This window comes from Fodinibius sp. GM21 (assembly GCF_058386955.1).
This window is the reverse complement of the sequence record NZ_JBYEIQ010000003.1, coordinates 223,968-250,672: the sequence shown is the minus strand read 5'-3', so window position 1 is coordinate 250,672 and position 26,705 is coordinate 223,968. Positions and strand designations below refer to the sequence as shown.

Annotated in this window: 22 protein-coding genes; 18 read left to right on the top strand and 4 right to left on the bottom strand. The window is 38.2% G+C overall.

From position 1 onward, the window contains the following. Positions 1 to 4: 4 nt before the first annotated feature. Positions 5 to 757 carry a cytochrome b/b6 domain-containing protein gene (locus ACT3IB_RS08270; RefSeq protein ID WP_491538532.1) on the bottom strand — a complete coding sequence of 251 codons (753 nt, stop codon included), beginning with the start codon at positions 755 to 757 and terminating at the stop codon, positions 5 to 7. A gap of 501 nt (positions 758 to 1,258) precedes the next feature. On the opposite strand from ACT3IB_RS08270, the gene ACT3IB_RS08265 reads away from it, so the two are divergent. The 5 genes from ACT3IB_RS08265 to ACT3IB_RS08245 all read left to right on the top strand — a co-directional run bounded on the left by ACT3IB_RS08265 (position 1,259) and on the right by ACT3IB_RS08245 (position 4,155). Further along, positions 1,259 to 1,795 carry a sigma-70 family RNA polymerase sigma factor gene (locus ACT3IB_RS08265; RefSeq protein WP_491538531.1) on the top strand — a complete coding sequence of 179 codons (537 nt, stop codon included), beginning with the start codon at positions 1,259 to 1,261 and terminating at the stop codon, positions 1,793 to 1,795. A gap of 159 nt (positions 1,796 to 1,954) precedes the next feature. Next, a complete protein-coding gene (locus tag ACT3IB_RS08260; RefSeq protein ID WP_491538530.1) occupies positions 1,955 to 2,353 on the top strand; it encodes a DoxX family protein in 399 nt (132 codons plus the stop codon). Between the two features lie 20 nt (positions 2,354 to 2,373). After that, entirely contained in the window at positions 2,374 to 2,835 is a 462-nt protein-coding gene (gene arsN2 / locus ACT3IB_RS08255) for an arsenic resistance N-acetyltransferase ArsN2 (protein WP_491538529.1), read from the top strand. 87 nt (positions 2,836 to 2,922) lie between these two features. Next, on the top strand, positions 2,923 to 3,174 hold the full coding sequence (locus tag ACT3IB_RS08250; protein WP_491538528.1) for a thioredoxin family protein: 252 nt from the start codon (positions 2,923 to 2,925) through the stop codon (positions 3,172 to 3,174). Between the two features lie 3 nt (positions 3,175 to 3,177). Then, positions 3,178 to 4,155 carry a permease gene (locus tag ACT3IB_RS08245; protein ID WP_491538527.1) on the top strand — a complete coding sequence of 326 codons (978 nt, stop codon included), beginning with the start codon at positions 3,178 to 3,180 and terminating at the stop codon, positions 4,153 to 4,155. A 188-nt stretch (positions 4,156 to 4,343) separates the two neighbouring features. Here the strand turns inward: ACT3IB_RS08245 and ACT3IB_RS08240 are convergent, their stop codons facing one another. Further along, positions 4,344 to 7,352 carry a PAS domain S-box protein gene (locus ACT3IB_RS08240; RefSeq protein WP_491538526.1) on the bottom strand — a complete coding sequence of 1,003 codons (3,009 nt, stop codon included), beginning with the start codon at positions 7,350 to 7,352 and terminating at the stop codon, positions 4,344 to 4,346. 168 nt (positions 7,353 to 7,520) lie between these two features. Between ACT3IB_RS08240 and ACT3IB_RS08235 the strand changes: the two genes are divergently transcribed. The 10 genes from ACT3IB_RS08235 to ACT3IB_RS08190 all read left to right on the top strand — a co-directional run bounded on the left by ACT3IB_RS08235 (position 7,521) and on the right by ACT3IB_RS08190 (position 20,092). Further along, positions 7,521 to 8,210, top strand: a complete 690-nt coding sequence (locus ACT3IB_RS08235) for an XRE family transcriptional regulator (RefSeq protein ID WP_491538525.1) — start codon at positions 7,521 to 7,523, stop codon at positions 8,208 to 8,210. Between the two features lie 409 nt (positions 8,211 to 8,619). Continuing rightward, positions 8,620 to 9,438: a hypothetical protein gene (locus ACT3IB_RS08230; RefSeq protein WP_491538524.1), complete on the top strand. Its 819-nt coding sequence runs from the start codon at positions 8,620 to 8,622 to the stop codon at positions 9,436 to 9,438. A 157-nt stretch (positions 9,439 to 9,595) separates the two neighbouring features. Then, positions 9,596 to 10,243 carry a porin family protein gene (locus tag ACT3IB_RS08225; protein ID WP_491538523.1) on the top strand — a complete coding sequence of 216 codons (648 nt, stop codon included), beginning with the start codon at positions 9,596 to 9,598 and terminating at the stop codon, positions 10,241 to 10,243. 322 nt (positions 10,244 to 10,565) lie between these two features. After that, the gene (locus ACT3IB_RS08220) at positions 10,566 to 11,942 is read left to right on the top strand and encodes a TolC family protein (protein ID WP_491538522.1); all 1,377 of its coding nucleotides are present in this window, start codon (positions 10,566 to 10,568) and stop codon (positions 11,940 to 11,942) included. Beyond that, positions 11,939 to 13,060, top strand: coding sequence for an efflux RND transporter periplasmic adaptor subunit (locus tag ACT3IB_RS08215; RefSeq protein ID WP_491538521.1), 1,122 nt, complete (start codon positions 11,939 to 11,941; stop codon positions 13,058 to 13,060). The genes ACT3IB_RS08220 and ACT3IB_RS08215 overlap by 4 nt, the downstream gene beginning before the upstream one ends. Positions 13,061 to 13,079: 19 nt before the next feature. Then, positions 13,080 to 16,175: an efflux RND transporter permease subunit gene (locus ACT3IB_RS08210; protein WP_491538520.1), complete on the top strand. Its 3,096-nt coding sequence runs from the start codon at positions 13,080 to 13,082 to the stop codon at positions 16,173 to 16,175. Positions 16,176 to 16,260: 85 nt separating this feature from the next. After that, on the top strand, positions 16,261 to 16,839 hold the full coding sequence (locus ACT3IB_RS08205; protein ID WP_491538519.1) for a hypothetical protein: 579 nt from the start codon (positions 16,261 to 16,263) through the stop codon (positions 16,837 to 16,839). 86 nt (positions 16,840 to 16,925) lie between these two features. Then, positions 16,926 to 18,278: a sensor histidine kinase gene (locus tag ACT3IB_RS08200; protein ID WP_491538518.1), complete on the top strand. Its 1,353-nt coding sequence runs from the start codon at positions 16,926 to 16,928 to the stop codon at positions 18,276 to 18,278. Between the two features lie 7 nt (positions 18,279 to 18,285). Further along, on the top strand, positions 18,286 to 18,873 hold the full coding sequence (locus ACT3IB_RS08195; RefSeq protein WP_491538517.1) for a TetR/AcrR family transcriptional regulator: 588 nt from the start codon (positions 18,286 to 18,288) through the stop codon (positions 18,871 to 18,873). 361 nt (positions 18,874 to 19,234) lie between these two features. Then, the gene (locus ACT3IB_RS08190) at positions 19,235 to 20,092 is read left to right on the top strand and encodes a hypothetical protein (RefSeq protein WP_491538516.1); all 858 of its coding nucleotides are present in this window, start codon (positions 19,235 to 19,237) and stop codon (positions 20,090 to 20,092) included. A 328-nt stretch (positions 20,093 to 20,420) separates the two neighbouring features. Here ACT3IB_RS08190 and ACT3IB_RS08185 read toward each other — a convergent pair whose 3' ends face one another. Beyond that, a complete protein-coding gene (locus ACT3IB_RS08185) occupies positions 20,421 to 20,987 on the bottom strand; it encodes a TetR/AcrR family transcriptional regulator (protein ID WP_142715788.1) in 567 nt (188 codons plus the stop codon). Further along, positions 20,988 to 21,422: a hypothetical protein gene (locus ACT3IB_RS08180; protein ID WP_491538515.1), complete on the bottom strand. Its 435-nt coding sequence runs from the start codon at positions 21,420 to 21,422 to the stop codon at positions 20,988 to 20,990. Positions 21,423 to 22,106: 684 nt separating this feature from the next. Between ACT3IB_RS08180 and ACT3IB_RS08175 the strand changes: the two genes are divergently transcribed. The 3 genes from ACT3IB_RS08175 to ACT3IB_RS08165 all read left to right on the top strand — a co-directional run bounded on the left by ACT3IB_RS08175 (position 22,107) and on the right by ACT3IB_RS08165 (position 26,213). After that, positions 22,107 to 24,428, top strand: coding sequence for a TonB-dependent receptor domain-containing protein (locus ACT3IB_RS08175; protein ID WP_491538514.1), 2,322 nt, complete (start codon positions 22,107 to 22,109; stop codon positions 24,426 to 24,428). Positions 24,429 to 24,430: 2 nt separating this feature from the next. Next, on the top strand, positions 24,431 to 25,729 hold the full coding sequence (locus tag ACT3IB_RS08170) for an exo-alpha-sialidase (RefSeq protein WP_491538513.1): 1,299 nt from the start codon (positions 24,431 to 24,433) through the stop codon (positions 25,727 to 25,729). A gap of 103 nt (positions 25,730 to 25,832) precedes the next feature. Next, positions 25,833 to 26,213: a hypothetical protein gene (locus ACT3IB_RS08165; protein ID WP_491538512.1), complete on the top strand. Its 381-nt coding sequence runs from the start codon at positions 25,833 to 25,835 to the stop codon at positions 26,211 to 26,213. Positions 26,214 to 26,705: the final 492 nt, after the last annotated feature.

Genomic DNA, 26,705 nt, shown 5'->3' with positions numbered 1-26,705 from the left:
TCGTTTAATCGTCATCATTTTCTTCTTCGTGATATTCCTCCTCAAACGCAGACCCGTTTTCATGTTCTTCTTCACCGAGGACCAGTTCCTGCCCGAAGAAGTCCAAGGTTTGATTGGTACTATTGTATTGTGAATACAGATAGCCCGTCCAAGCTAATGTAAGAATTAAAAATAGCATTCCGGCAAACCGTTTGCTATTCGTAATGCCGGTTTTTTCTGGCAGTGCCTCCTTTTTACCGTCAATCATGCTCGACCACAGCGAATCCCGGTGCTTAATATGATGGAATATAATACCCCCGACATGGGCGATAACCGTAATCAGAAATATATTGGCCAGGAGTTCGTGCGTCTCTTCATAGAAATCAGTTTCACTACCACCTGTCATCATTATTCCAGTGATAGCTAAGCCTGCAGCGCAAATAAACATGATAATCGCAGCATAGCTGGAAGCCGGATTGTGCCCCAGATATCGTTTGGTCTTGGTGATAACCGCATCTTTTAGGTATCGAAGGAATTCAATCGGATGTAATGTAAATGAGGAAAAACGGGCATAGGTGGTCCCAATAAATCCCCACAAAATTCGCAAAATCAACATAAAACCGATGGTTAGTCCTGCCATCATGTGGAGAGTAAAGAGTGGGTTCTCATCATCTACAATTTCGACGATAAGATACGCTCCCAGAAATAGGAAGGCGAAAAGCCAGTGGAAAATTCGTGTCGGCCAATCATAAACCGTTGTCTTGTTGTTCTTGTTCATAACTGTACTCCATAAGTTGACGTTAACGGCTCTAATATTTCGAATTACTACTAACTGCGCATCAAACAAATGATGTATAGAAGTACGGTTTTTAGGTTTTTTGGCTTTAAAACGGATTTTTGTGAGAGTCAGTAACTTTCTTTCTGAATGAAATCTCACAAAAATAAGGTAGGGCTAGGTTGAGTTTACCATACGAACAAAAAAACACAGCAATCTCCTTGGTTAGGGTTGAATACCTCCCCTCAATTCGGATATTTCCAAGAATACTGAGAAAAACACATCGACAGTTCTTTTGTGGATTGATGGTTACATTTCAGAAGATGATTATTGGTTGAGGTATAATTAGGTATTTTTAATCATTGTCATAGCTCCGGTCTGGTTTTGATTTCTCTATTTCCTCGCTTTCCTATAATCCTATCTCCTAACAACGCCGCTTGATTTTATCGTAATATTACGATTAATTAATCCCTATTGATCAATCGTTAATTTACGATTAAATAAATGACAGAACATCTTTGGCATACATATTCTGACCGAGTCTGCCATTACTTCCAAAAAAGATTGGACCAGAAGCATATGGCATGTGATCTCATGCAGGATACGTTTCAAAAGGTTTTGAGCCATGAGGAAAAACTGGAAGGTATTCGTAATTATGAGTCTTGGATATTTCGCATCGCTCGTAATACGCTGATCGACTATACGCGCAAGAAAAAAGAAGATTTGCTTGATGATTTATCTATTCCCGATGAGAGAGAGCCTGGCGATGTTCAGGAGTCTAAAGTTGACGGGATCAGCCAATGCTTGGAGGAACTCATTGAAGAGTACAGCATGGTAGACCAAGATATCCTGTTGGAGGTATTTAAAAAATCCCTCTCCCAAAAAGAAGCGGCACAAGCACTCAACATTCCCTACAGTACATTCAAATCACGGGTACAAAAAGCCCGAAAAGAAATTGTGACGCAGTTTAGCCGGCGTTGTTGCCATCTAAAATATGATAGCAACAGCCAGATTATCGGTTGCGTCCCATTGAATCGATAAGATATTAGGGCCGTTCCTACCTGAACTACAAGCCCACCTTACGTAGTTACTGGTAAATAATCCTATCTCCACAAAAAAGTTTCAGAGAGATAGCAAATCTCGTCTTTTGAAAATCTCATTCGTCTTTATAGTAGAAATAGGAACAAAACTCTAAAGACGATGAGAAAACAACTTACAACGATATCCAGATTTGCTATAGCCGGATTTTTTATCACGCGCGGCATTTCGCGTGTTATCTCCTATGAAGAATTCCTTGAAGGACTAACAGCCGTGGGAATTCCATTTCCATCAGTGCTTATGGCCCTCATAATTGGCATTGAGCTAAGCGGGGGATTATTCCTGTTTTTGGGATATAAGGTTTACATTATCACGAGGTGTATCATAATCTGGACCTTATTGACCATCCTACTCTTCCAACGGCAAATACTGCCGATCGCCAGCGACCTGGCCATTATTGGCGGGCTGCTGTTGCTAACCCAAAGTGGGGGCGGGGAGACCTTTATCGAATATGCAAAAACGGATATCAAGCATTTACCTGATTACAAAACAAGACTTTAACATACGAATAACGACTTATTATGAATACACAAATGGATTATCAAATAGAAAAAGCAACCCCGGAAGAGTTATCAATAGTGCAGAGCATACTTGAACGCTGTGGGCTGCCAAGTCAGGATCTTACCAAAGATCATATACAACATTTCTTTATCGTAAAGGTAGACTCCGAGCCCATAGGGACCATTGGACTAGAAATATATAATGGGCATGGTCTTCTTCGGTCCCTGGCTGTCTGCAGTAATCACCGGGGATCAGGGCTGGGAACAGTACTAGTCCACAAAATTGAATCCTATGCCAAGAAATTGGGCATCGATGCCATGTATCTGCTGACCACTACGGCCGACAGGTTTTTTCGTGAGATCGGGTACAAAGAACTGCCCAGAAAAGAGATTCCCGAGTTGGTACTGCAGAGCGACGAATTCGCCAAGATTTGTCCGTCAAGTGCAGTGGCCATGACAAAAAACTTTGGCCAGGACGAATAATAATACAAAGATCAATCGTCGTCGATCTACCGCTACTTAACTTCAATTGAAAAGTAGAACAACCCAAATTACAAATATTTACTACCTATGCCTATAACAGTAAAAATTCTACAATCTGCATGTAACTGCTCATCTTCGAAGGAAATCAAAGAGGAGATTAAGCAGGCCGCCGCCGAAGAAGGGGTGACGGTAGAAATAGAAGAAACCTCTGATCTACAAGAGACCATGAAATATGGGACCACGAATTTCCCAGCTCTTGTCATTAATGAGGAGGTTTGCAGCTACGAAAACATAGACGGACTGGATGAACTGAAACAATTACTTAACAGAACCCAATAAATTATGGATGCTTTCTTTGATTTATTTGTGAGATTAGCGGACTATTTGATATTTGATGTGTTAGCCCTTTCAAAAGAGCTGTGGTACGCTGAAGCGGCTCATTTCTTTATAGCCAATTTTTCAAAAATAGTGGTTCTGCTCGTGATAGCAATATATGTCATGAGTACCATTACGGATTATTTGTCGTATGACAGGATTGGGGCTTACCTGGAAAAAAACAAAACAGTGGGAACCGGCAATATTCTCGCCTCGGCCCTTGGGGCAATAACGCCGTTCTGTTCGTGTTCGTCAGTTCCGCTGTTTGTTGGTATGATGCAGGGGCGGGTGCCCCTTGGAATTTCACTTTCCTTTTTAATTACATCTCCACTGGTAAACGAGGTGGCGATTGCTGTATTTTGGGTCAGTTATGGCTGGAAGGTTACTCTGATCTATGTATTGTCGGGTATTGTCCTCGGTGTATTAGGAGGAATCTTGTTGGAGAAGATGGGATTCGACAAGTATGTGGTGGATTGGATTCAAGAACTTGACTACAAAGAGATGACCGTGGAGGAAGATTCTAAACCATTTTTGCAACGTCTTCCCAGTATTCACCGGGAAGCCTATACGACCATTGGTAAATTAATACCCTATGTCTTTGCAGGAATGGTAGTCGGGTCGTTTATACATGGTTACGTGCCCCGGGCATTTTTTGAGCAATATATGTCAGATAATAATCTATTAGCTGTTCCTTTTTCGGTTATTATGGCCATTCCGCTTTATTTGGATGCGGTAAGCGTACTACCGGTAATCGAATCGTTAATTGGCAAGGGCGTGCCCATGGGAACAGCTATTGCCTTTATGATGGGAGCCATTGGATTGTCACTGCCGGAGGCCCTACTGCTTAAAAAAGTCATGAAAAAGAAATTGTTGGTAGGGTTTTTCGTGACAATCGGCTTAGGAATGATCCTATCTGGTTATTTTTTCAACTTAGTTTTGAGTTGAAGTGATGGAAAATTATCTCTTTTAAGAAGAGGTACTAAATTTGAAATCCCAATAATGGCTGGAGATAAAAGAGTGGGCCCATCACATTATGGGCCCTACTGATTGATTAGAAGATTTAATATGAGTTTTTGTAGAAGACTAACGTCCGTAAACGTACTCTCCCAAAGTATTGTTTTTTGAAGATTACTCTACCTTTTGTCTTTGTCAAAGGTCAAAATAAAGCAAGAGCCATTATCTTCTGTGATTTCAAGTTCTCCTCCAAGCTGATGGGTAAGCGTATGAATTAGTTTAATCCCAAGAGAACCATTTTGACCTTCCTTTACTTCTTCTGGTATTCCAATACCGTTATCCCTTACTTTTAACGTCACAAGCCTATCTTCTTCATGTACTGCAATTTTTATATGTCCGTTAGCATGATCGGGAAATGCATGTTTAAAGGCATTGGTCAGAAGTTCATTTAATAACAATCCACACGGGATGGCTTGATCCATATCAAGCTCTACGGGCTCGGTATCATAAGAAATCGAAATTTCTTTCGAGCTGTCTATAAAGCTCGATGCAACAGTTTCTCCCAGATTCTGAATATATTCATTGAATTGCAGGGAAGAGAACAGCTCCATTTGATAGAGCTGTTCATGTATCAGCCCCATACTCTGGATACGTGTTTGACTATCTTGTAAGCTTCGATAGGCTTCTTCGTGCTCGGTAGTATCCTTTTGGAGTTCCAGCAGTCCCGAAATAACAGCTAAATTGTTTTTTACCCGGTGGTGAATTTCGGCAAGTAGTATCTTCTTCTCTTCCAACTGTTTTTTTAGTTGCTGTTCTGCTTCTTTTCGCTTAGATATATCCACGTAAATGCCAAAAATGGCAATAATGTCTCCATCTATTTCCACGGGCACTGTAGCAATAAGAACCGGAACATCTTTTCCATTCTTACACTGACGCACTGTTTCTATCTGAAAGGATTCCCCCTGTAAGGTCCGATTGGTAATATCCCGGGCTTCCTGTTGCCGCTCTGGAGGGGCCAGAAACGTATCAAGATTCTCGTGTTTTAATTCCGAGAGCTGATAACCAAACATTTCCTCAAAACTGTCATTCACCCTTGTAATCGAATGATCCTCATCTAACAGTACCAATCCTACCGGCGCATTTTCAAAAAGCTGGCTAAAAAGCTCCATATTTTTCCTCAAAAGCCGATCCTTTTCTTTACGCTCGGAAATATCTCTTATAATTGCGTGCACATAATTTTCTCCGTGGAGGGGCATATGGATTAAACTCACATCGGCATCAAAAGTAGTACCGTCCGAACGTCGAAACTGCCATTCAAAAAATTGATTCTCTCCCTGAAAGGCTTTTTTTACCTTCTCATTGCCCACATCACCTGATGCCTCTCCTGAGGGTTGCATGGTTGGAAAAAAAGTAGTCAGAGAATTGTCTTTGAGCTTATCACAAGAACACTGAAATAGCTCTTCGGCTCGCTTGTTGCAGTCGATTAATTCATTTTTACCCAGAATTAAAATCGCATCAAAGGAGGTATTGTACAGACGTTTAAATTTTTTTTCGCTACGCTTCAACTTTTTTTCGGCATTGTAGCGCTCATATACGCGACCCAACTGGTATCCAATGGTGGCCATCCGTTCCAACAGCAGGGCGTCTTCTTCTAAAACGTTCGACGAGAAAAATTCTAATACTCCTACCACCTCTTCTTCGACAAGAATGGGAAAGCCAAAACAAGCCCTAATTTGTAAGTCTACCTCGGGCAGGCGTCGGACAAAATCAGGATCTTCGTGGGCATTTCTCACCCATTGGGGCTTGCCGGTTTCTATGACGTCACCGACCATACCTTCGCCGGGAGAAAATCGGACGCCCATGGTAAAGCTACGGAAGTCTTCGAACGTTTCCGGATCTTGTAAATACCAAAGGTCAGCCGGATAAAATTCACCGGAGTCGTCATTTGTGGGTTTGTAAACATGACCAACAGGCCAGTCCATAAACTCACAAATTTCTGCAATGCTTTTGTCCAAGGCCTCATCCAACCCTTTTGCTTCGTTGGCAATCTTGGTCAAACGATGAAGCAACTTGGTGAAAGATTGTTCTCGTCTAATCTTATTTTGAGCTTCTTGGTAGTCTGAAATATCACGGACCACGGCTAGCGTATGCACCTCACCATTTTCTTTAAGGGGACCAAGCATAATATCTACCGGTACCTTGGTCCCATCTTTTCGAATGGCTGATAATTCAAGATCAGCTCCCATCGGCCGTTTATGTGGATTTTCAGTATACCGGCGGCAGTGGTCTTTGTGTTCTTCCCGCATAAGCTCAGGAACAAGAATTTCAATGGGGCTGTCCACAAGCTCTTCTTCGGAATATCCCATCATTCGTTCGGCCTCCGGATTGCTGAATAGAATGTCACCCTCTTGATCAACAACAAAAATCGCATCCGGGGTCGCATCAAGTAAGCGTTTGAATCGCCCCTCACTTGCCTGAAGCTCTTCCTTAATACGAATTGTTTCGCTGACATCTCGCAAGATGGACAGATGTTGACCGGGCCGTATATTTGCAATGGCCCTATACTCTGTATAGATAACGCTTCCATCTTTTGCTTCCAGCAGATATTTCCCTTCGTCTGTACCTGTACGCTGGAAATCCTCCCATTTTTTATCCTTGTATGATTGCATGGGCTCGTAAGTAATATCTCCCACACTCATGCCAAGTAGTTCATCTCGGGAATATCCTAACTTCTTGCAAGCCGTCTCATTCACTTGGGTAAACTGCCCCTTGTCATCAGCAACGAGTATAATATCAAGGGCTTTGTCGAATATTGATTTGAAAATGGGATGTTGTATAGAATCTTTTTCAACAAGTGGCGGGAAAAGTTCTTTAATGGTACCTAAATATCTTGGCTCTTCGCCAAGTTCGATTTGCTGTAAGGATAGTTCAACTATCGTATCATCACCGTCGGGAGGTGAGAAGATGATGAAGTCATTTGATATATTCGAATCTTTAGCGGGGTTAAGGGTTGAAGCGAGAGGTTTTGTAATGTCTCCGAATGTACTACCAATAATTTTAGAAGCAGAATCAAATCGGCTCTTAAAAGCATTGTTAATATCTGTTATTTCTTTAAGTTTTCCAGATAGTAAAAACATTGGAATAGGATTATTCCAGAATAAAGCCTTCTCCAAGTTCACGTTCTTCATACAAATGGTATAATTTTATAAGATTGGCTTTCCCTTCTATTAGCCAACAGTACAAATCCTAAATGAAAAAGCACTAAATTTTAATTACACTATACTTAAGCATATTTAATACAGATTAAGTAAATCAGAACTATTTCCCAAAAATGGGAATATTAAAATTTATTATTGATGCCGGCAAAAAAAATATTTAGCGAGAGACTGCAAGAGTTAGAAAATGTATTAGGATTATCTCCTTCAGAAATGGCTGATATGGGCCATTGTAGCCAATCTACCTATTATCGATATAGGAAGGGAGAGTCAGTACCAGATTTAGAATTTCTAAATAACATTCTCAAAAATAAGAATATTATAAGTGTTGAATGGCTTCTCAGAGGCATTCATCCTATCTTGAAAAAAGATGAGTTAAATAATGGGGATCAGAGAAACCCCATACAATTTTTAAATCTTCCGCTTTATAGGATGAGTCCTACAAAAAAAGGAGGGGAAGGACATTTGCCTGTGGAGAAATGGGAAAATCCATCCCACACGATGCCGTTTTGTAGTACGTTTATCAATACAATTGTTAATCCGGATTCAAATAATCTTTTTGCTATTAATGTAAAATGTGATTCAATGAATCCAGTGATCAAGCCGGGAAGCTTTGTGCTGGTGAATAAAGATCAAACTGATCCTACTGGTGATGGAATTTTTGTTGTACGATTTGATGATGAGCTTCGAATGAAACTTGTTCAACGTCTCCCCTCAAAACGCCTGCAACTCTCTACAATCAACGAAAAATTTAATCCTATTGAAGTGGGATTAGATGAGGATAACTTTGAGATCATCGGCCGAATAATCTGGAGGGGGTCAGCGGTGTAATAGAGGTAAATATTTTTGATATATCAATATTTACATTTCCTAAATGATAAGTTGCCTGTCTCTTTTATATACGAATTATTTTCAGTCAATTTGACGCTTCTACCAATCTGCAAATCGAACTTTTGAAATTCTATTATTAACTAAAAAAAGTTATGTCAGTTCCTATTGACATGGAGAGTTTAGATATGTACATTAATGAGTGAACGCTCACTTATTAATACGACTTTAGATATATGTAAGGTCCTGAAGGATACAAGTAAAGAAGATCATTCAGAGTTCATCTCATTGCATCAAATGTCAGAATCATGAAGCTATTAGACAGGGTTACAAGCTCAGGAAACGTTGTAAAGTCAGTAAATATGCCATCCAAACTAGACGAAGAATTTAAAAGAATGAGGATGCTATGTATATGATCAATTTAAGACAGGATGGAGTTGACGGAAATGCTTTTTCGGACAAAGAGCATCTTTTTAATCTCGAGCGAAATGGAAAGATGAAGCAAATTAGTGAGACGAAGTTATTGTCAGCGATTAACGGAAAAAATGTATTGGTACTTGTGCATGGCTTCTATCAGGAAATATTTGATGTGTTGTCATATTACTTAACGCTGGATTATCACTACCGAAAATCTTTAACAGATAAATATGATGCCATTGTGGGTTTTATTTGGCCAAGCGGAGAGTCAAAATCCGCTAATTACAATTCGAAAGAACATATAAGAAAAGCAGGATCGTTTTTTCGGCATTGGGTGTATCGTCTGAATTGCGCCCAATGCACAGTAGATGTTATGTGCAATGGTATGGGATCTTTGGTTGTATACCATTCTTTCCAGATTCCGGGGGATTTTAGGATCCGAAATATTTTTTTGATGGGAGCGGGCATCCCTCAAGAAGTGCTAACAAATGTATCCAAAATGGATAAGATTGTTGATCTAGTAAAGCATGTATGGGTGTTTTATACCGAAAATAACAACTCCTATAATGATAGATCAGTCAATAATAAGGTTAAAAAGCCAATGATATATTTAGAGCGGGAGAAATTGGAGACACATACAGCCCAAATTCGAAATGTTAGTTTAGCAAACTTAACGGGACTGATAGATGATTATCGAGGTTACCAGAGTTTGACATTTGTAACTGAATTAATTGGAGCATTGCTTTCGGATAGTCAAAACCCTTTAAGTACAACTCTAAATGATGTAAAGCAAAGAGTTTTAAACGACAGTTAATGTAAACGGACACTAAAGAAAATGCTTGAAAAACAAGCAGAAAGGGTGCACGTGTTTACGGTTACCAAGATATAAACACGCGCACCTTTAATATGAAATCATAGATCATTTAGTAGAATGATCTAATCAATTAAAGTATACCTTATGGAGGTTGACTATGCAACTTACAAAACAAAATATAAAACTTTACACAAGTATATTAGCAGGAATATTTATTCTGTTAGCCACTTCTCAACTACAAGCACAGGATTATCGTCCAGTAAACTGGGGGGTTAAAGCCGGTATTAATGCAGCAGATCTATATGGCGATGATGTTGGTGGTACTTCAGCAATAGCTGGATTCAGCGGAGGTGTTTGGCTAAACTATCGTCTGGCCGACTATTTTTCTATCCAACCGGAAGTGCTGTTCAGTACTAAAGGATCGGATGTGGATACCGGTCTTCTAGGAGAAGCAGGATCAACTGAATACCGATTCGGATATCTAGAGATCCCGGTTTTGGCAAAACTGCACGTGCCAACAGGTGGTAGCCTCGAGCCCAATATCTATGCTGGCCCTGAATTGGGCTTTTCTCTTTACGGGGATGCAAATGAAATAGAGATTGACAACAAAATGACTGATACTGAATTTAGTTTGGTCTTTGGAGGTGGGCTCGATTTAGGCTTAGACCAGCCTCCAACATCTCTATTGCAAAGTGTAGGGCTAGATTTGCGATATACATTAGGCCTTACCGATGCTTTTGATGTTGTTGGAGATCCCGAAGTGAGGAATGGTGCATTTACAGCAGCTATTTCACTGGGATTTTAAGTTTCAAAGCTAAATGCTAGTAAATAACTGCAATAGCCGGAGGTTGGATAACCTCCGGCTATTCATCAAAATTATTAATGGTATTATCTTTGATTTTAAAAGAGGGATTGGAGCTTCAATGAAAGAGAATATAACGTTCATTTAAGCAATAAACCACCCATGCTGAGCTTATTTATTTCCATAAATTCAATAAAAAAAGATGGGCTTATAATCTGAATTTTATGGGCGAATAGCTAAGTAAGAAGCGTAACCACATCTCAAGCATTTCCAAACTAAAAAGTTAAAAACACTTCTTGACAGTAAGCAAAAGAACATATACTTTGTGAATGAACGCTCACTTAAAATAATTCAAGGAATTATCGTGAAGAATATTTTAACTATTGCAATATCATTAATCCTTGTGATTGGGGTTGCTCATGAATTAATGGCTCAGACGAATAGTGAGAGACACCAATTAGAGATATCTGTTGCGATTGAAAAAGCACTTAATAATGCTACTAGCACTCGAATAGCCAAAACTAATTCCGAGGCTGCCAAATCTGGAAGTAGTCTACTCTCATCAGACTACATCCCGAAAGTAAATGCTAATATTTCGTATACAAGATCCCAATATCCTCAAATTATAACTCCAATACGCCAAAAGGGTGCTTTCCCGCCTTTGGATGATCACATATATGATGCAACTGTACAGGCTGATTGGGAAGTTTTTGATTTTGGTGAGAGTCGTGCCATGCGAAAAAAGACGAAAGCACTTGCTGATGCGGCAAATATCAAATACGAGTTAGCCAAGATGGAAACTATCGAATCGACTAGTTCTGCTTTCATTCAGATTCAGCAACTAAGAGAGCTGAAAAAGGTTCAAGAAGAACGTATTGAGACCTTAAAGAAAAACAGGAATCAATTAGAATCATTATTTAATGAAGGTAGGGTCGCCAAAGTTGATTTGCTGAAAATTGATGATACAATTGTAAGTGCAGAAGCTGCTATTATTTCAACAAATAATAGGATTGACCAAACCTTGTTAAGACTTTCGGATGATTTAGCCCTTGAAAGAGAACTCACTTTAGCTAATATCAAGCCAATTAATTTTGATAGTGATTACGCCTTTAATCCAGATAACGTAGCTCCGGAATATGCTCCATCCGTAATTGCAGCCGAGCATCAAAAAGATGCATCTCAGTTTAATGCCAAGGCTTCGTATCGTGCTTTTCTACCGCAATTCAATTTATTTGCTATGGAGCAGTTCCGGTCTGGTAGTAGCTTAGAAATAGATGATCAATGGATGGTTGGGATTCGAGTGAGTATCCCAATTTTTGCAGGAAAGAAAGTGGTCAATAATCAGGTTAAAAAGAAAGAAGCTAAATCTCAGGCAATTCGACTCGAACAAACCCGTCAGCAGTATCGGCAGCAGTTGAACAAGTTGACAAATGCACAATATGAAACGCAAAAAAGAATACAATCAATAGAAACTCGAATAAAGTATCTGGAGGAAACCTATCGTGTTGAGAACAAATCATTTCGGGAAGGACGGTCTACAATGACCGACTTGTTGACAACAGAGTCTAAATTAAACGGTGTACGTGCTGAACTGATTGCGATGCGTGCTCAACTTAGAATGTTAAATCTAAATATCGCAGTATTAACAGGACAATTGAATAAAGAAATGGCAATAAAACTGGCTGAAGGTGAACCGCGATGAATCTGAACAAAAAAGATATATTAATTCTCTTTATTATAGCTCTGCTGGGCACTACTCTCGTTTTATGGCTTAATGACGATAATACTACGGCAAAAATTCAGGAACAGAACTCTACAAAGAATACTGGTATAGCTGTCGAAGTTACTCGTCCTTCTGTAAAAACTATTGACGAAGAGCTACCTTATCTGGGAACAGTAACGGGAGCAAAAGATGGCAGTCTTTCATTTCGAGTGGGAGGCATGCTTGAAACGATAGAAGTGGAGGAGAGTGAGAAGGTACAAAAAGGTCAGCTTTTGGCTACTGTTTCAGTGCCTGAATTGGATGCTCAGCACAGTCGTGTGAAAAGTGAATTAGAAAAGGCCAAATCAGCAAAGGCTTTTTGGGCACGGGAGGTTTCCACAGACAGCACACTTTATCGAGAGGGAGCTATCTCACAAACTGTTTTTAATAAAACTGCTTTTAACTATGAACAGGCCTTAAGTAGTTTCCATGCCGCAAAAGCAGCATTGAAAGAAGTCGAAGAGCGTATACAGCTGACCGAATTACGAGCTCCTGCACAAGGAACAATCGGATCAATAATTGTCCGTGAGGGAAGTAATATTGGTCCTAATCAGCCTGTCTTCTTTTTTCATCAGGGGCAGACAGTTATTTATGCTGATGTATTGGAGCAAGATATTCAAAAAGGTATAGAAGTAGGGAGTCTAGTAACTGTAGAGTTGAATAATAAGAGTGTTAAAGGCAAAGTTGAACGTATTGATTCACAAGCTAAGCCACCATTTAGAAGTGTACGTGTCTTTGTTGATTTGCCAGATGGAGTAGTTAGTGATCGCCCTTCTGGGGCTGGCGTATCCTTGTCTTTTAAAATAAATAAACAAGAAAATGCTCTGCTGCTTCCTGTGTCATCGATAGATTTAAGAGGTGATTCACCCCGCGTTTTTAGGATAAACAAACAGCAGAAAGTAGAAGAAATACCAGTACAATTAGGTATTCAACAAGGAGAATATCGACAGGTAAAAGGGTCTCTCTCAGAAACTGATAAAATCATTAGTTCCGGAGTAAATAATGTAGAATCCGGAGACCGTGTTAAGATTGTTCGTGAAACAACATTGAATATTTAAATTATAGAAAACACATTTTATGAACTGGGCAGGATTTTCAATAAAAAATAGATATACCATCTATGCACTGGCTCTTGCCATTCTGGTATTTGGGGCACAGTCTTATTTATCGCTTCCAATATCCTTATTTCCGGAAACATCTCCTCCGGTAGTAACCATTATCACTCAATACCCTGGTGCGACGGCTTTGGATGTGGCTGAAAAAGTATCAGAGGATATGGAGGAGGAAGTTGCAGCATTAGACGGTATTGCAAAGGTTTCCTCAAAGTCTCAGGACGGACTTTCAGTCGTAACTGCTGAATTCCAATATGATGTGAGCGTGGATTTAGCTGCTGTAGATGTACAGAATGCGGTTAGTCGAATTCGTGGCAGTCTTCCTGAATCGATTAGTGATCCGCGAGTTTTAAAAATTAGTTCAAGTGATAAGCCAGTTATCACACTTGGGGTAAGTTCACATGATGGTAACTTAAAGAAAGTACGCCAAGTTGCAGATGATGAGATAGCTCCCGCTTTACAGCGCTTAAGGGGGGTTGCCTCTGTAGATATTTTTGGTGGATATCGCCGGCAAATTAATATATCAATTGATCGTGATCGTATGGAAGCAACTAATCTAACGTTAAGTGCGATTAGCCAAGCCATACAGACAGCCAATATTTCAAGGCCGTTGGGCAGCATTGATAACAGCCGTCGTGAAGTATTGCTACGTTTTGATGAATCCCTCACTACAGCTGATGAAGTCAAAAATATCCCCATTAAGAATGAGAATAATCAGCGGTTGCTTATCGGAGATATTGCCGAGGTTGAAGACGGGGTGGCTGATCCACAAAGTGCCTTCCTGGCTAATGGTACGGAAGTAGTAGCCGTGCAGGTATTGCAACAGGATGATGCGAATACGGTGGAAGTGGTAGATCGTGTTACTGCTGAACTACCGGAACTACGAACGGAATATCCGGATCTGAAATTTGAAGTTGCCACTGAAGAAGGGTCTTTTACTGAACAGGTCACAGGGAATATGGCCACTTCAATTGCTCTTGCACTCTTTTTGGCATCTCTGATTATCTTTGGTTTCCTAGAGAGCTTTCGCCGTGCTTTCATTGTAAGTATAGCGATGCCTATGAGTTTTCTTTTGACTTTTGCTCTTATGAAACTCAACGGTATGGAGCTGGATTTAGTTACATTATCAGCTATTATTTTGGCTGTTGGTATGGTTGTAGACGGTGCTGTAGTTGTTATAGAAAATATTAGCCGACATTATGATGATGAGAATATTTCTGCAAAAGAAGCTGCCATTGATGGGACAGGGGAAGTCTTCTTCGCTGTACTGGTTGGAGTTGCTACAACAATCATAGTTTTAATTCCCTTTCAGTTTCTGACAGGTTTTGTGGGTAAAGTTTTTGGCCCCCTTTCGCTTACCATGATTTTTGCCTTTGGCGCTTCTATCTTGATGGCTGTAACGCTTATCCCGCTATTATTTTTTCTTCTTGAGAGAAATGATTCAGAGTTTGGGGCATGGATAAAAAGGTATATTGCGCCATTTAATCGAGGCATGGATAATTTGCGTGACGGTTATCTTGTATTGCTGGATTGGTCGCTTAGTCACCGTACAATTTTATTAACTAGCACCCTGGTAATATTTATTGGGAGCATGGCTCTACTGGGTATGCGGGGAATGGAGGTATTACCAAAGCTTGATTCGGGTTCATTCTTTATATCTATTGAAGCGGAAGCTGGAAGTTCTTTTGAACAGACAAAATCAATAGTACGTGATATAGAAGCATTGCTCAATAAGGACAAGGATGTCATAAACTATACCTCGCAGATCGGTTTCGAACCTGACGCCAAATTTTTCGGTGATGCGGGAGCTATGGGTGTACAACAGGCATTTATTACGGTAGATTTGGTTTCTCGTAAAGAACGGGCCAGGTCGATCTGGGAAATTGAAGATCAGTTGCGAGATAAAATAAACAACATTCCTGGTATTCGTACAGCTGTGTTGAAAGAATTGGGTGGTACGGCTAAAAGTACGACCTCAGCACCTATAGATGTAAGAATTTCTGGGCCGGATTTAGAGCAACTTAATAAGCTGGCTAAAGAAGTGAGCCAACGGGTTCGAAAGGTGGAAGGAGCTGTCAACATTTATCGACAGTGGACACTGGAACGGCCCGAAGTACAGTTCACCGTTGATCGTATGAATACTGCATTCTATGACCTCACGCCAGGATATATAGCACAGGAGACTTTTGCTGCCGTTGATGGTTTGCCTGTTACACAGTTAGATGCCCCGGATGGTACTGATCCGAATATTGTAGTAAGGTATGATTCTACACAGCGAAAAGTCTTAGATGATGTACTGCAAACTAAACTGAAACCGGGTTTGCCGTTATCTTCCGTAGCAAAAACCGATGTGCAATTGGCTCCTAACTTAATAACACGTGAAAATCTTATTCGTACCGCCGATGTTCTAGGTTTTACCTATAATCGTGCATTTAGTCACGTTATTGCTGACATTGAAAAATCTATTGGTGAGATGGATGTTCCAGATGGATATGAAATGAAAGTAACTGGAGAAAACTCTGATCTTCAGGAATCTCGATCAAAAATGCTGTCAGCGCTCTTTGCTGCTTTGATTGCGGTTTATCTGTTAATGGTTGCTCAGTTTCGCTCCTTTATACATCCATTTACCGTCATGCTCGCGGTTCCTCTTGTTGCCGTTGGGGCCGCAATAGCCTTAATAATTACAGGTAAAGTGATTTCAATGTCTGTTCTAATTGGTTTTATCCTGCTGATAGGTATTGCTGTTAATAATTCAGTTATACTCATCGATTTTATTCTACACCAAATGGAAGGAGAAAGCCGCGAAGAAATTGTGAAAAAATCAGTTGCCGTTCGGTTTCGACCTATTATGATGACCACATTCTCGACGGTAATTGGAATGCTTCCATTGGCGATGGAGCTGGCATTAGGAGCAGAGCGATTTTCCCCAATGGCTATTGTCATCATTGGAGGCTTAACAGCCTCAAGCATTTTAACAATGGTTGTAGTACCGGTTTTTTATACAGTTGTTGATGACTTAATGAGCTGGATTAATAATCGCAAACTTGTAAATACAAAATAAGCTCCTCCCTAACGTCCCATACACCTAACATAAACCCCAAATGGTCCCGGTTGACAGCCGGGATCATTTTTAAATAAACCATATCATGGTTACGAAATTTATATTTTTTCCTCTGATCCTATTCACATTTTTAATGACTATCCCTGCTGTTAGTCAGACAAATACCAATACAGAAAGAACTATAAAGAAAATCCCCCAGATAAAAATGGAGACGGTTGGGGGAGAGCGGCTTCAACTTGGAGATGTAACAAACAATGTTACCATTCTTTTCCTTCTTTCTAAGCCTTCTTCCATGTCAAAAGGAAAAACGCTTATGGGAGACGTCAGACATTGGACAAAGGCCCTGAAAGAAAAATATAGAAAATGTGTCCATTCGGTTTTAATAGTAGAACCGATAAAAACCTCGTTTCCATTTTATAATATCCAGAAAGGCAAGCTTAAAGATGAGGCGTTTCCAGTAGTTATCGATAAAGAAGGGGAGGTATTGGAGGATTTTGGAATAGTAGAGAGTGATAAGCTATCAGTCATAATTACCGACGGTGTCTTTAATACTATGCAATTGGTTTCTGCAGATTTTAATAGGATAAATAAGAATAAAATTGCAGATGAAGTTGAGAAGCTTATTTCAAGATTGGAAGATGGTGATAAATGTTATGATTCTTAAAAAATAGTTTGCACTTATTTAGTGATTAAGTAAAACATAACATCAATTACATATAGCTGCATGTTCAATAATTTAAAGTTATCAAAATGGCCAATCCAGAATTTGATTCAGAAGCTAAGGGAATAAGTTTCCTCGATAAATACTTTTGGAGTGCAAATATCCTTTTTGCCCTAATAGGAATATGTTTGATTATTCTAGCAATGGGGGGAGGAATAATTGCGACTTCTACATTTGAATTACTTACGGTAAAAGATAGGTGGATTAACAATCAAGAGGATCTTATAAGAAGGATGATCACCTATGATTTAGCTCAGGATTTCCGAAATAGAAACTTAACTACAAGAGGATTCAATCAGTTAGCAACAATTTCCTTGGGAATCGAAGAATTAGTATCTGGTGAAAAAGGCAGTTCATATTCCAACAACCTATCTTTACAAAATAATAGTACCCTTGATTTTACCAGTAGTACACAATACCTATTTGGGTATATACAAAATACCCCCTCTTTTACTAAGGCATTAGCAGCAAAAAGAAAATCAGATCAGGTAATTCAAGAGTTACACACTGTTTTTGAAGCCATAACTAAAAACAGTTTAGATCAATCCATTTCTGTTGTTATAGAAAAGAATAGAGAGCTATTAAGACTAAATTACATAATAAATAATGCATTTGATGATTCCTTATTATGGATTAAAAAATCTTTCTTTCTGATAATTATTCTTACAGGCTCGGTATTATTTATTGCTGGGGTTACTACGTCATATTTATTTTATAAGAAAATAAAATCCTGGAATGAATCCCTTCAAAAAAACTTAGATGAAAAGAAATTTCTCCTAAAAGAAATTCACCATAGAGTGAAAAACAATTTAGCTCAAACTGCAGGACTACTATATCTACAGCAAGAGCGGTTTCCCAAAGATAGCCTTGCACATCAAGCCATTGTCGGAAGTAAAAATCGAATACAGTCTATGGCGTTGATCCATGAGTTATTATATGAAGGGAGAGATTTATCAACGATAAATTTGCAAGAATATGTAGAAAAATTATCGGAGCAAATTAAAGATGCATTAGGAACTGAAGAGAAACTAGTTCAATTCTACTATGAAATTGAAGAAATATTTCTAGAACCGGATAAAGTTGTGCCAATAGGCTTAATTCTTAACGAGACTATAACAAATTCTATTAAGCATGGTTTTAGTAAAAGGGAAAATGGAGAGATAGAAATTACAATAACAAAGCATTTTGAAAATCACCTTTGCTTACAAGTTAAAGATAATGGTAATGGTATTCCTGAAGACAAAAAACCCTTAAAAAGCTCATCTACTCTTGGTTTTAAATTGATAAGGGTACTTACCCTGCAGTTAGATGGTGAGGTAGAGATTCATTCAAGTGAACATGATGGAACAAGTATTAAAGTCTACTTTCCATTAAATAGATAATATAGATATGGAAACTAAACAGAGAATCTTAGATTCTACCATTAAATTTATTTCCCATAACGGGTATCATTCGGTAACAAATAGAAAGATAACTGAATTAGCTCAAGTAAATTCAGCAAGCATTAATTACTATTTTAATTCTCAAGAGCATCTTTTAAATCAAGCATTAAGGGTTGCTATAAATAACGCCCTTGAACCTATTGAGTTTTACCTCGATTCAACAAGGATTAGTAGAAATGAAAATTTAGGTCAGGCTATTTCGAAGTATTTTACTCATCTAATAGAAGACAAATTATTAATAAGTGCTGTAGTTATTGATCCTGCAAAGGACATCGCACTTAGAGAAAAAACGTTGGAAAGGTATTCGTCAATGTTGTTTAAGATGTATCAAGGAATAATTATTGATAGAAGTGGGGATAGTAAGAGAAATAACGAATGTATGTTCTATCAATTACTTGCTGCAAGTTTGAGTACTTTTTTACATAAAGATGAAGTACAAAAAGATGTCGAGAAAATTTTTCTAGAAAACTCTGTTCAATTCAACATTGAAAAAAAGAGCATTTCCTCAGTAATAAATCAATCTGACCCTGATTGAGATAATCAGAAGCAAAAATTTATAGTGTCCAAATTTCAAGTTTTGATAGTTGGTAATAAAGCATCAATAGTTTGATCTACTACAACTACCTTAGATAAAAAGATCATTTACGTTGGATAAATGTAAAACTTCGTTGAGTCAAACCAACAATCGAAGCTAAATAACAGTTTAAAAGTAGTAAACCTATGAGTAAAAATACTCTGTAAGCTGTATTTCTAATGAAAAATTGATTGTGACAAAGATGAAATAAACGTGCGTCTAAAAGTGTCTGTTTGTCATTAACTTCCAAATAATAATGCATAATATTATTTACCCCATTTCCATGCTTAAATCCATGCCAGTTTTGCTAATTTTAGGCTTTATGCCCTTATCAGTCTTGGGACAAAGCCAGATGGCTTTGTCTAAAGTGGATTTGAAGATTATATCCCAGGTAAATCAGGGGAACAGTTATATTACCGCCCCAGCCGATATTGGGAATATCAAGCCGCTATGGTTCGAAGCTAATGTGATTCCGAATTTTTATCTGCGACAAAGTAAAAATGCTCGTTTGATGGGTATTGTTACCCCCAAAATTATTATTCGAATGTATCAGGAAGAATCCTTTCCAGTACGTACTCCCAGCTATATGCCACAGCTTACGTTGTATTATTTTTTAAAGAAGCGAGCGACCATACAGACTCTCAGTCTGTATGGTCGCATTGGTCACCACTCTAACGGACAAGAAGGAGATTTTTATCTGAAGGATGGAGCCATTAATCTCAAATCAGGAAGTTTTTCAACCAACTATTTGGAACTGGGATTTATAAAAACCAATGTTAGTGGCCCCTTAAATGCCTATCAGTTTTATAAAACTTCGATGGAATTTCATCCCAAGAAATTGGTTGATACCCCGCTTCACGGAATGTACAGCCGGCTTCGATGGAACAATTCCTTTTCTATATTCAGGCTTTCACCTGAGATAATGCAAAATAAGTCAAAACGACCAGCCATGTCGCTTAAAGGTGAAACCACATGGAAGTTTGGCGACTATGACAACCTTAATACTTTTTCACCTCAGAGGTTAAATCTTAGTTTAACGTTCTACTATCATCCAAGTTTTTTTGAGGATATTGGATTTTTCGCTCGCTATTACCACGGATCTGATTATTACAATATTTATTTCGATCACCGATTAGATATACTTCGATTTGGAATTATGACCGAAAAATTAAGTTTTTAGCCCCAATCCTTAACCCCTAGTATCAACATTTTATTTAGCAGTGTTATACAACACAAAAATTTAAATCCCATCAGAAAAGCACATTCATATACTTTTGTAAGACTTTATTCAAAAAAGGAACAACCCGACTAAATTGGTGTACACTTAAATAATTCGGTAATTCAAAGCGGGTAATGATATAACAAGTTGAGGAAGGCATTTTGGGTGGATATTTTCGGCCACGAAGACCTCAAATGCTACATTCAAATATAGCAGAATAAATGATTTAACGTACCTACTGTTTTTGCTGCAATTCAATAGTTGCTGAGAAAGGAATTTGACTCTCCCATTAAGCTTTAATGGTCCGTAATGCAGCATCAATAGTTTGATCTACTAGATCTTCCTTAGATAATGAGATCATACCACTTTGCATGAATATGAAACTTCGTTGAACCATACCTATAATCCACGCTATAGCTATATTTGGATCTACGGAGCGAAATTTACCTTCATCAATACCAGTTTCAAGTATTTTTATAAAGATATCCTTTGGGAGAGGTTTAGAAAGAATTTCCTTGGTAATGATTTCTTCTCGGTGATGAACAATAAGGACATATGCGAATTCCTTTTTTTGGTCAAAGGCAAACTCGAATATCTCACGAATTATGGCTTTTATTTGTTCTTCAGGGTTTTTCTCTTGACCAGCGGCTTCTTTAAAAGCAGTTCTGAAATGATTAGCACATTCAAGAAATAATTTTCGTGCCAGATCATTCTTACTTTTAAAATGACGGTAAATATTCCCTTCTGCTGTTTCAGCACCTTCTGCTATAGCCCTAATTGAAGTGCCGTCTACACCGTCTCTAACAAATAATTCTAATGCCGTATCTAATATTGATTGTTTTTTGCTTTTAGCCACTTATCTGTTTTCAATAATTTTAGTTCTAAAATTAGCATGACAACTTACACAGCCCTGCTGAATGATACTATAATGCTTTAGGATTTCATTCATATTTTTTGCTTTAGCATCTTGAGCTAAAGAATCTGCATGGTTATGTACTTGCTTGTCTAAAGCTACAAAAGCTTTCATCTTCTTACCAAGAATACCTGCAATTTCCTTTCTCTGGCCGAGAGGAATTTTAGGATGGTTTACAATATTGTTCGCTCCTGACCAGATTGTATCATAGTTTTCGTTCCAGATGCCAACCTCGATAGTTTGCATATCCATCATGAGGCGTTGCATTATTGTTTTAATAGGTTGTGTATCCTTTGACTGCTGTAAGAGTTTCTTCTGAATAGAACCAGCTGCAAAGAATACAATTAGCATTAATAATAGCCAAATTCGGTTCTTCATAAATTATGAGGTTAATACATGTCAGTATGTGAGCGATTATTCACAATTTATTAAAATAAATGTGCCCACGCAAAAAGAGAAGAGTTATTGTTTTGAAAATAGATACTGAAATAATATTTTAGGACAAATTACTCCTTTATCCTTTAACTGTGCTTCAAAAGTTTAAATCCATACAATCGGTTGTCTTTTTTCTTTTCCTTGGAGCATGGATGTTGCAGACTATTTCCCCAGTATTATTACAGCAAATAAATCAACATCATGAGGAGGTAATGGTTTGCAACATGGATGGAGACTGTGGGTCAATGTGTTCTAAAGAAGGTAAAAAATGCAGCTGTAACCATACAAGATCTGATAAAACCGATGGAATTTCAGTCATATTGTGTGGTTGTGACCATAATAGCAATCAATCCGTAGTTATTTCTTCTCCATTCAAGATAAAAGCGATACCATTTTCTGAAATAAGTATTACAAATCATACTGATCAATATATCTTTCTATTATTGGATCAGAAGATAACCCTTCTTTTTGCAAAGGATATTTTTCGGCCACCCCGTCTTATGGCATGATTCTCCATATCTCGTAATTACTTAACAATCTATATTCTGCACTCTATTCAGAATAAAGGCCTTGCTATAGCATATCGCTAACTGGCTTTGGTGCAGATATTTAAAACAGTCTAGAATCATGCATTCATATAAATCTTTTAGCATTACTATTGGAATAATTCTCATTCTTTTTTTAACCAATTCTGTATGGGCCCAAACGATCTTTAAAGGACAAGTTATCAATGAAAAAACCCTTGCTCCTTTACCAGGTGCGCATGTAGTAGTAACAGGAACAACAGAGGGAACCATCACAAATTATAATGGTGAATATAAACTCCAACCTTCGACAAAAAGAGACAGTATAACAGTATCCTTTGTAGGGTTTCTCTCAAAAACAAAAAAACTACAGAAGGATATGGTAATCTCATTACAACCTTCGGAGACTGAGTTAGATAAAATAGTGGTAACCGCAAGTCGTGATCGACAGAAACGATCTGATGCACCAATTGCGATTTCAACTATTTCAGAAAAAACTATCAATGAAACTAAACCCACAACACCCAGAGAGGTTTTAAACAAGGTAAGTGGGGTATATATGGTAGACCTAGGGAACGAACAGCATAGCATGGGTATGAGACAACCTTTGTCATATGGTAGCATGTTTTTATATCTGGAAGATGGGATCCCTATTCGACCCACGGGAATATTTAATCACAATGCTCTTATTGAGATGAATATGGCAAGTACTAGTAGAATGGAGGTTATTAAAGGTCCCGCTTCTTCACTTTATGGGAGTGAAGCTATTGGTGGAGCAATTAACTTTATTACGCACCGGCCGACCCGTGATCCGGAATTTCAAGCACAGTTGCAGGGTAATAACTTAAACTATAAAAGGGCTGATTTGAAAGTGTCTGATAGCTGGGGGAAAGTGGGAGTTGTTGCAAGTGGCTATTATGCCAATCGTACAGAAGGACCACGAGATCATAGTGACTTTGACAAGCTCGCATTAACGCTTAGGGCAGATTGGCATGTTACGGATAAAACCGTATGGACAAATTCACTAAGTTATATCGACTATAAAACTGATATGACTGGAGGAGTAGATAGCACTAATTTCTTTAGCCAGGATTTTACAAGTTTGCAAACTTTTACTTATCGAAAGGTTGATGCCCTTCGTTTACGATCAACGGTAGATCAATTTTGGAATCCTTCTTCTAAAACAAGTATTACCGGCATTTATAGAGATAATGCAATGGGGCAAAATCCACATTACCGGATTAAAGACGATTATAAACCGTGGTCAGATACAGGAGACCCTACTCTGGCACATGGAGAGGAAAATCTCAATAGTTTTCAAAGTCTTGGTGTTATAGCTCAGCATCGTGAACAATTAGAATTTCTAAATACTGAATGGATTACAGGTGTGAATATTGACTATAGCCCGAATGATTATAAAGCTAACTATATCAAGATAGATAAAAATTCCGAGGGGATATATACGAATTATGTGAAGACAGATTCTTTGTTGAGTAAGTATTCTATTGATCTAATGAATACTGCTGCATATACCCACCTTAAGATTACACCCATTGAAAAACTTAAAATTATAGCATCATTACGTTACGATCGTATTGATTATGATTATGATAACCATTTAAATCCTACAGCTTTTTCCGGTGCACCTGATGAAAAGAATAATTTTGATCAGGTGACTCCCAAAGTGGGCCTAACTTATGATCTCGGTAATAAAATTGGAGTATATGGTAATTACTCAGTTGGCTTTTCACCGCCGGAGGTTTCAGAATTGTACAGGGGGGTAAAGGTGCCCACATTGGAGCCGTCAACATACTCAAACTATGAGCTTGGTGGTTGGCTCTCCTTTGCTAAAAATAAAGGGTACATGGATCTCTCAATTTACCAATTAAATGGTATGAATGAGATTATCAGTGTTAAGCAACCGGATGGTTCAACAGAAAAGGAAAATGCAGGTGAGACACGACATCGAGGTGTAGAATATACTATACGATATGCCCCGATTGATGAAGTTTCATTTAGGGTTAGCGGAGCTAATGCTGAGCATGAATTCATAGATTTTGTTGAAGAGGGGAATGATTATAGTGGTAACCTTATGAGTACAGCACCATCATTCATAGCAAACTCGGAAGTCATTTATCGCCCAGAGTTTTTAGATGGGGCACATGTTGGTTTAGAATGGCAACACATGAGTGAGTATTATATGGACCCAGCAAATACTGAAAAATATCCTGGATTTGATGTATTTAATTTACGCTTGGGATATGAGGTTAGCGGCATCGAATTTTGGGTTCACACTCTCAATATAACTGATAAAAATTATGCCACAATAGTTAATAAGTCAGCATGGGGTAAAAGTTATCGCGTTGGTCAACCTCGCACCTTTACCATAGGCATAAATTATAATTTTGGAGGAGGTACTGATTAGTTATGAGATATCTATTGAAAAAAAATTCACATACCGAGTATTTTAAAATAGCATGTTTGGTTGCTGGCTTAACTCTTTTTTATATGAATAGTTTATATGCCCAAGACGGAAAAGCTAATAACGTGCTTGTTCAACAAAAAGAATCGGAAGCAAAGCTGATTTCAACCAAAAATGTAACAGCCACTGCCCCTTATTTGACTAAGGATAATATGGGGCGGCCAGTGATTTCGTGGATAGAAGAACAGAAGCAAAACATAATGTATTATGCAATTTTAAATGAGGATGGAAGTTTTTTTAAGAGTCCGACCCCAATTCCTCCAAGTGAAGGACTAGATATTCATAATGAAATGATGCCCAAGGTTGTGTTTAGGCCGTATGGGGAAATTATTGCCGTCTGGCCTGTAGATAATCAAAGTCCAGAAAATAAATATGGGGGACTGATATATTATGCTCAATCATATGATGGGGGAGAAACATGGTCTAATCCTATCCCGATTTCGACCGATAAGGCCAGTAACGATCAGCGTTATTTTGATTTGGCTGTATTGAAAGATGGAAACGCAGCTATCGTTTGGCTAGACAACCGTTCTGAAAATCAAACGGAGGGGTCGACATTATTTTATGCTTCAACAGAGGGTAAGAATGGTTTCCAAAATGAAAAAATAATAGGACGTTCTACTTGTCAATGCTGTCGAACGGACATTCATGTCGATAGCCGTGGATACATAAATGTTGTTTACCGGAATATTTTTAATAAAAATATTCGCGACATGGCATATACCGTATCCCGTGATGGAGGGAGTCATTTCTCTGCTCCTCAGCGAATAAGTTTCGATAATTGGGAGATAGCGGGATGTCCCCATACTGGGCCTACTATGACTTCAAATAGCAATGGTTTACACTTCTATTGGTATACGATGGGAGGTGGTAAAGGTGTATACTATACTTCTACAGATAATTACGGGAAAGATTTTAGAGAAAGGAAACTCTTTAGCAAAAATGCACGCCATCCTCAATCAGCTGTGTTAAGCGATGGTACTATAGCAGTTGTTTGGGATGAAGTGGATAGAAAAAGTGGCAGGTTTAATAATAAAATTGGACTTCAGCTTAAAAGGGATGGCAAGCATAGATCTAAAAAAACTTATTTGACACCTTTAATTGTAGATGCAACTTATCCGGTAGTTGTTGGATTAACACATGGCACTTTAATAGTAGCTTGGACACAAGAGAAAAATAAAAGGCAAGTGTATTATTCCTTCATAGATACTACCACATTTAAAAAAGCTGCTGATAAAAATTGACGATTTTAGAAGTGTAACTTCATAGTCTTATATAATGGAATAAAAGAAATAAATACTTAATAAATGGATATTTACTACATCCCAATCGGAAATTATTTCAGAAATGAATAAAAAAATATCAGTAGTTACTCAGCGGGTTATTGCAGTACTTGCTATCGGTTTTGGTTTGCTCACCATTGTAATCGGAGCACAGACGTTGTTGGGGTATTCTGATACAGGATATGTTATATTCCTTCCATTGCTTGTTTTTAACACCGTGATGGGATTTATCTATACCGGATCGGGATTTATGATATGGCGGGATCTTAACTATGGCATTACAGCTTCTAAAATGGTATTCCTGATTAATTTCGCTGTGTTAGTCCTTATTTTTATTCTTTACCTAATGGGAGGAGCTGTGGCCACTGAGAGTTTAAAAGCGATGTCATTTAGGACGATAGTTTGGTTGGTGCTTTGGTACGGCTTATTGTGGATACAGCAATAAAGTTTATCCCAGTGGGTAATTATTCAAATTATTTGGTAACTATTTAAACCTGCTATCAGTAATTGGTTCCTGTAAGGAGTTTTATAATGATGGAGCGGAATCTATAAAAATAATTCTGGGTTATTGAGTTTCTGACTGACTAAGAAAGTTATTTACAAGACTCTTAATAATACCTTCAGCGAGAATTAAAATTTCTCCATCAAATTAATCAATTATAATCTGTAGTTCGTGTAGAAATAGATCTAGTATTCGATGCTTTTTCTGTGAGGAGAGCTTTTTGCCTTCTCCGGTTTTGGGATTCGTGTACTGGGTGTAGTGACGAAGAAGATTTTAGGTTTTTCAATCAAAGTCCAGAGTAGCACTGATGCAGAAAGAGTCGCGATTTTATCTGATTCAGCGGTTCAACTCTAACGATTAGATATATTAGCACCAATAAAAATATTAAATTCAATTTATCCCCCCTTAAATCAGGGGAGACTTCATTTACAACCA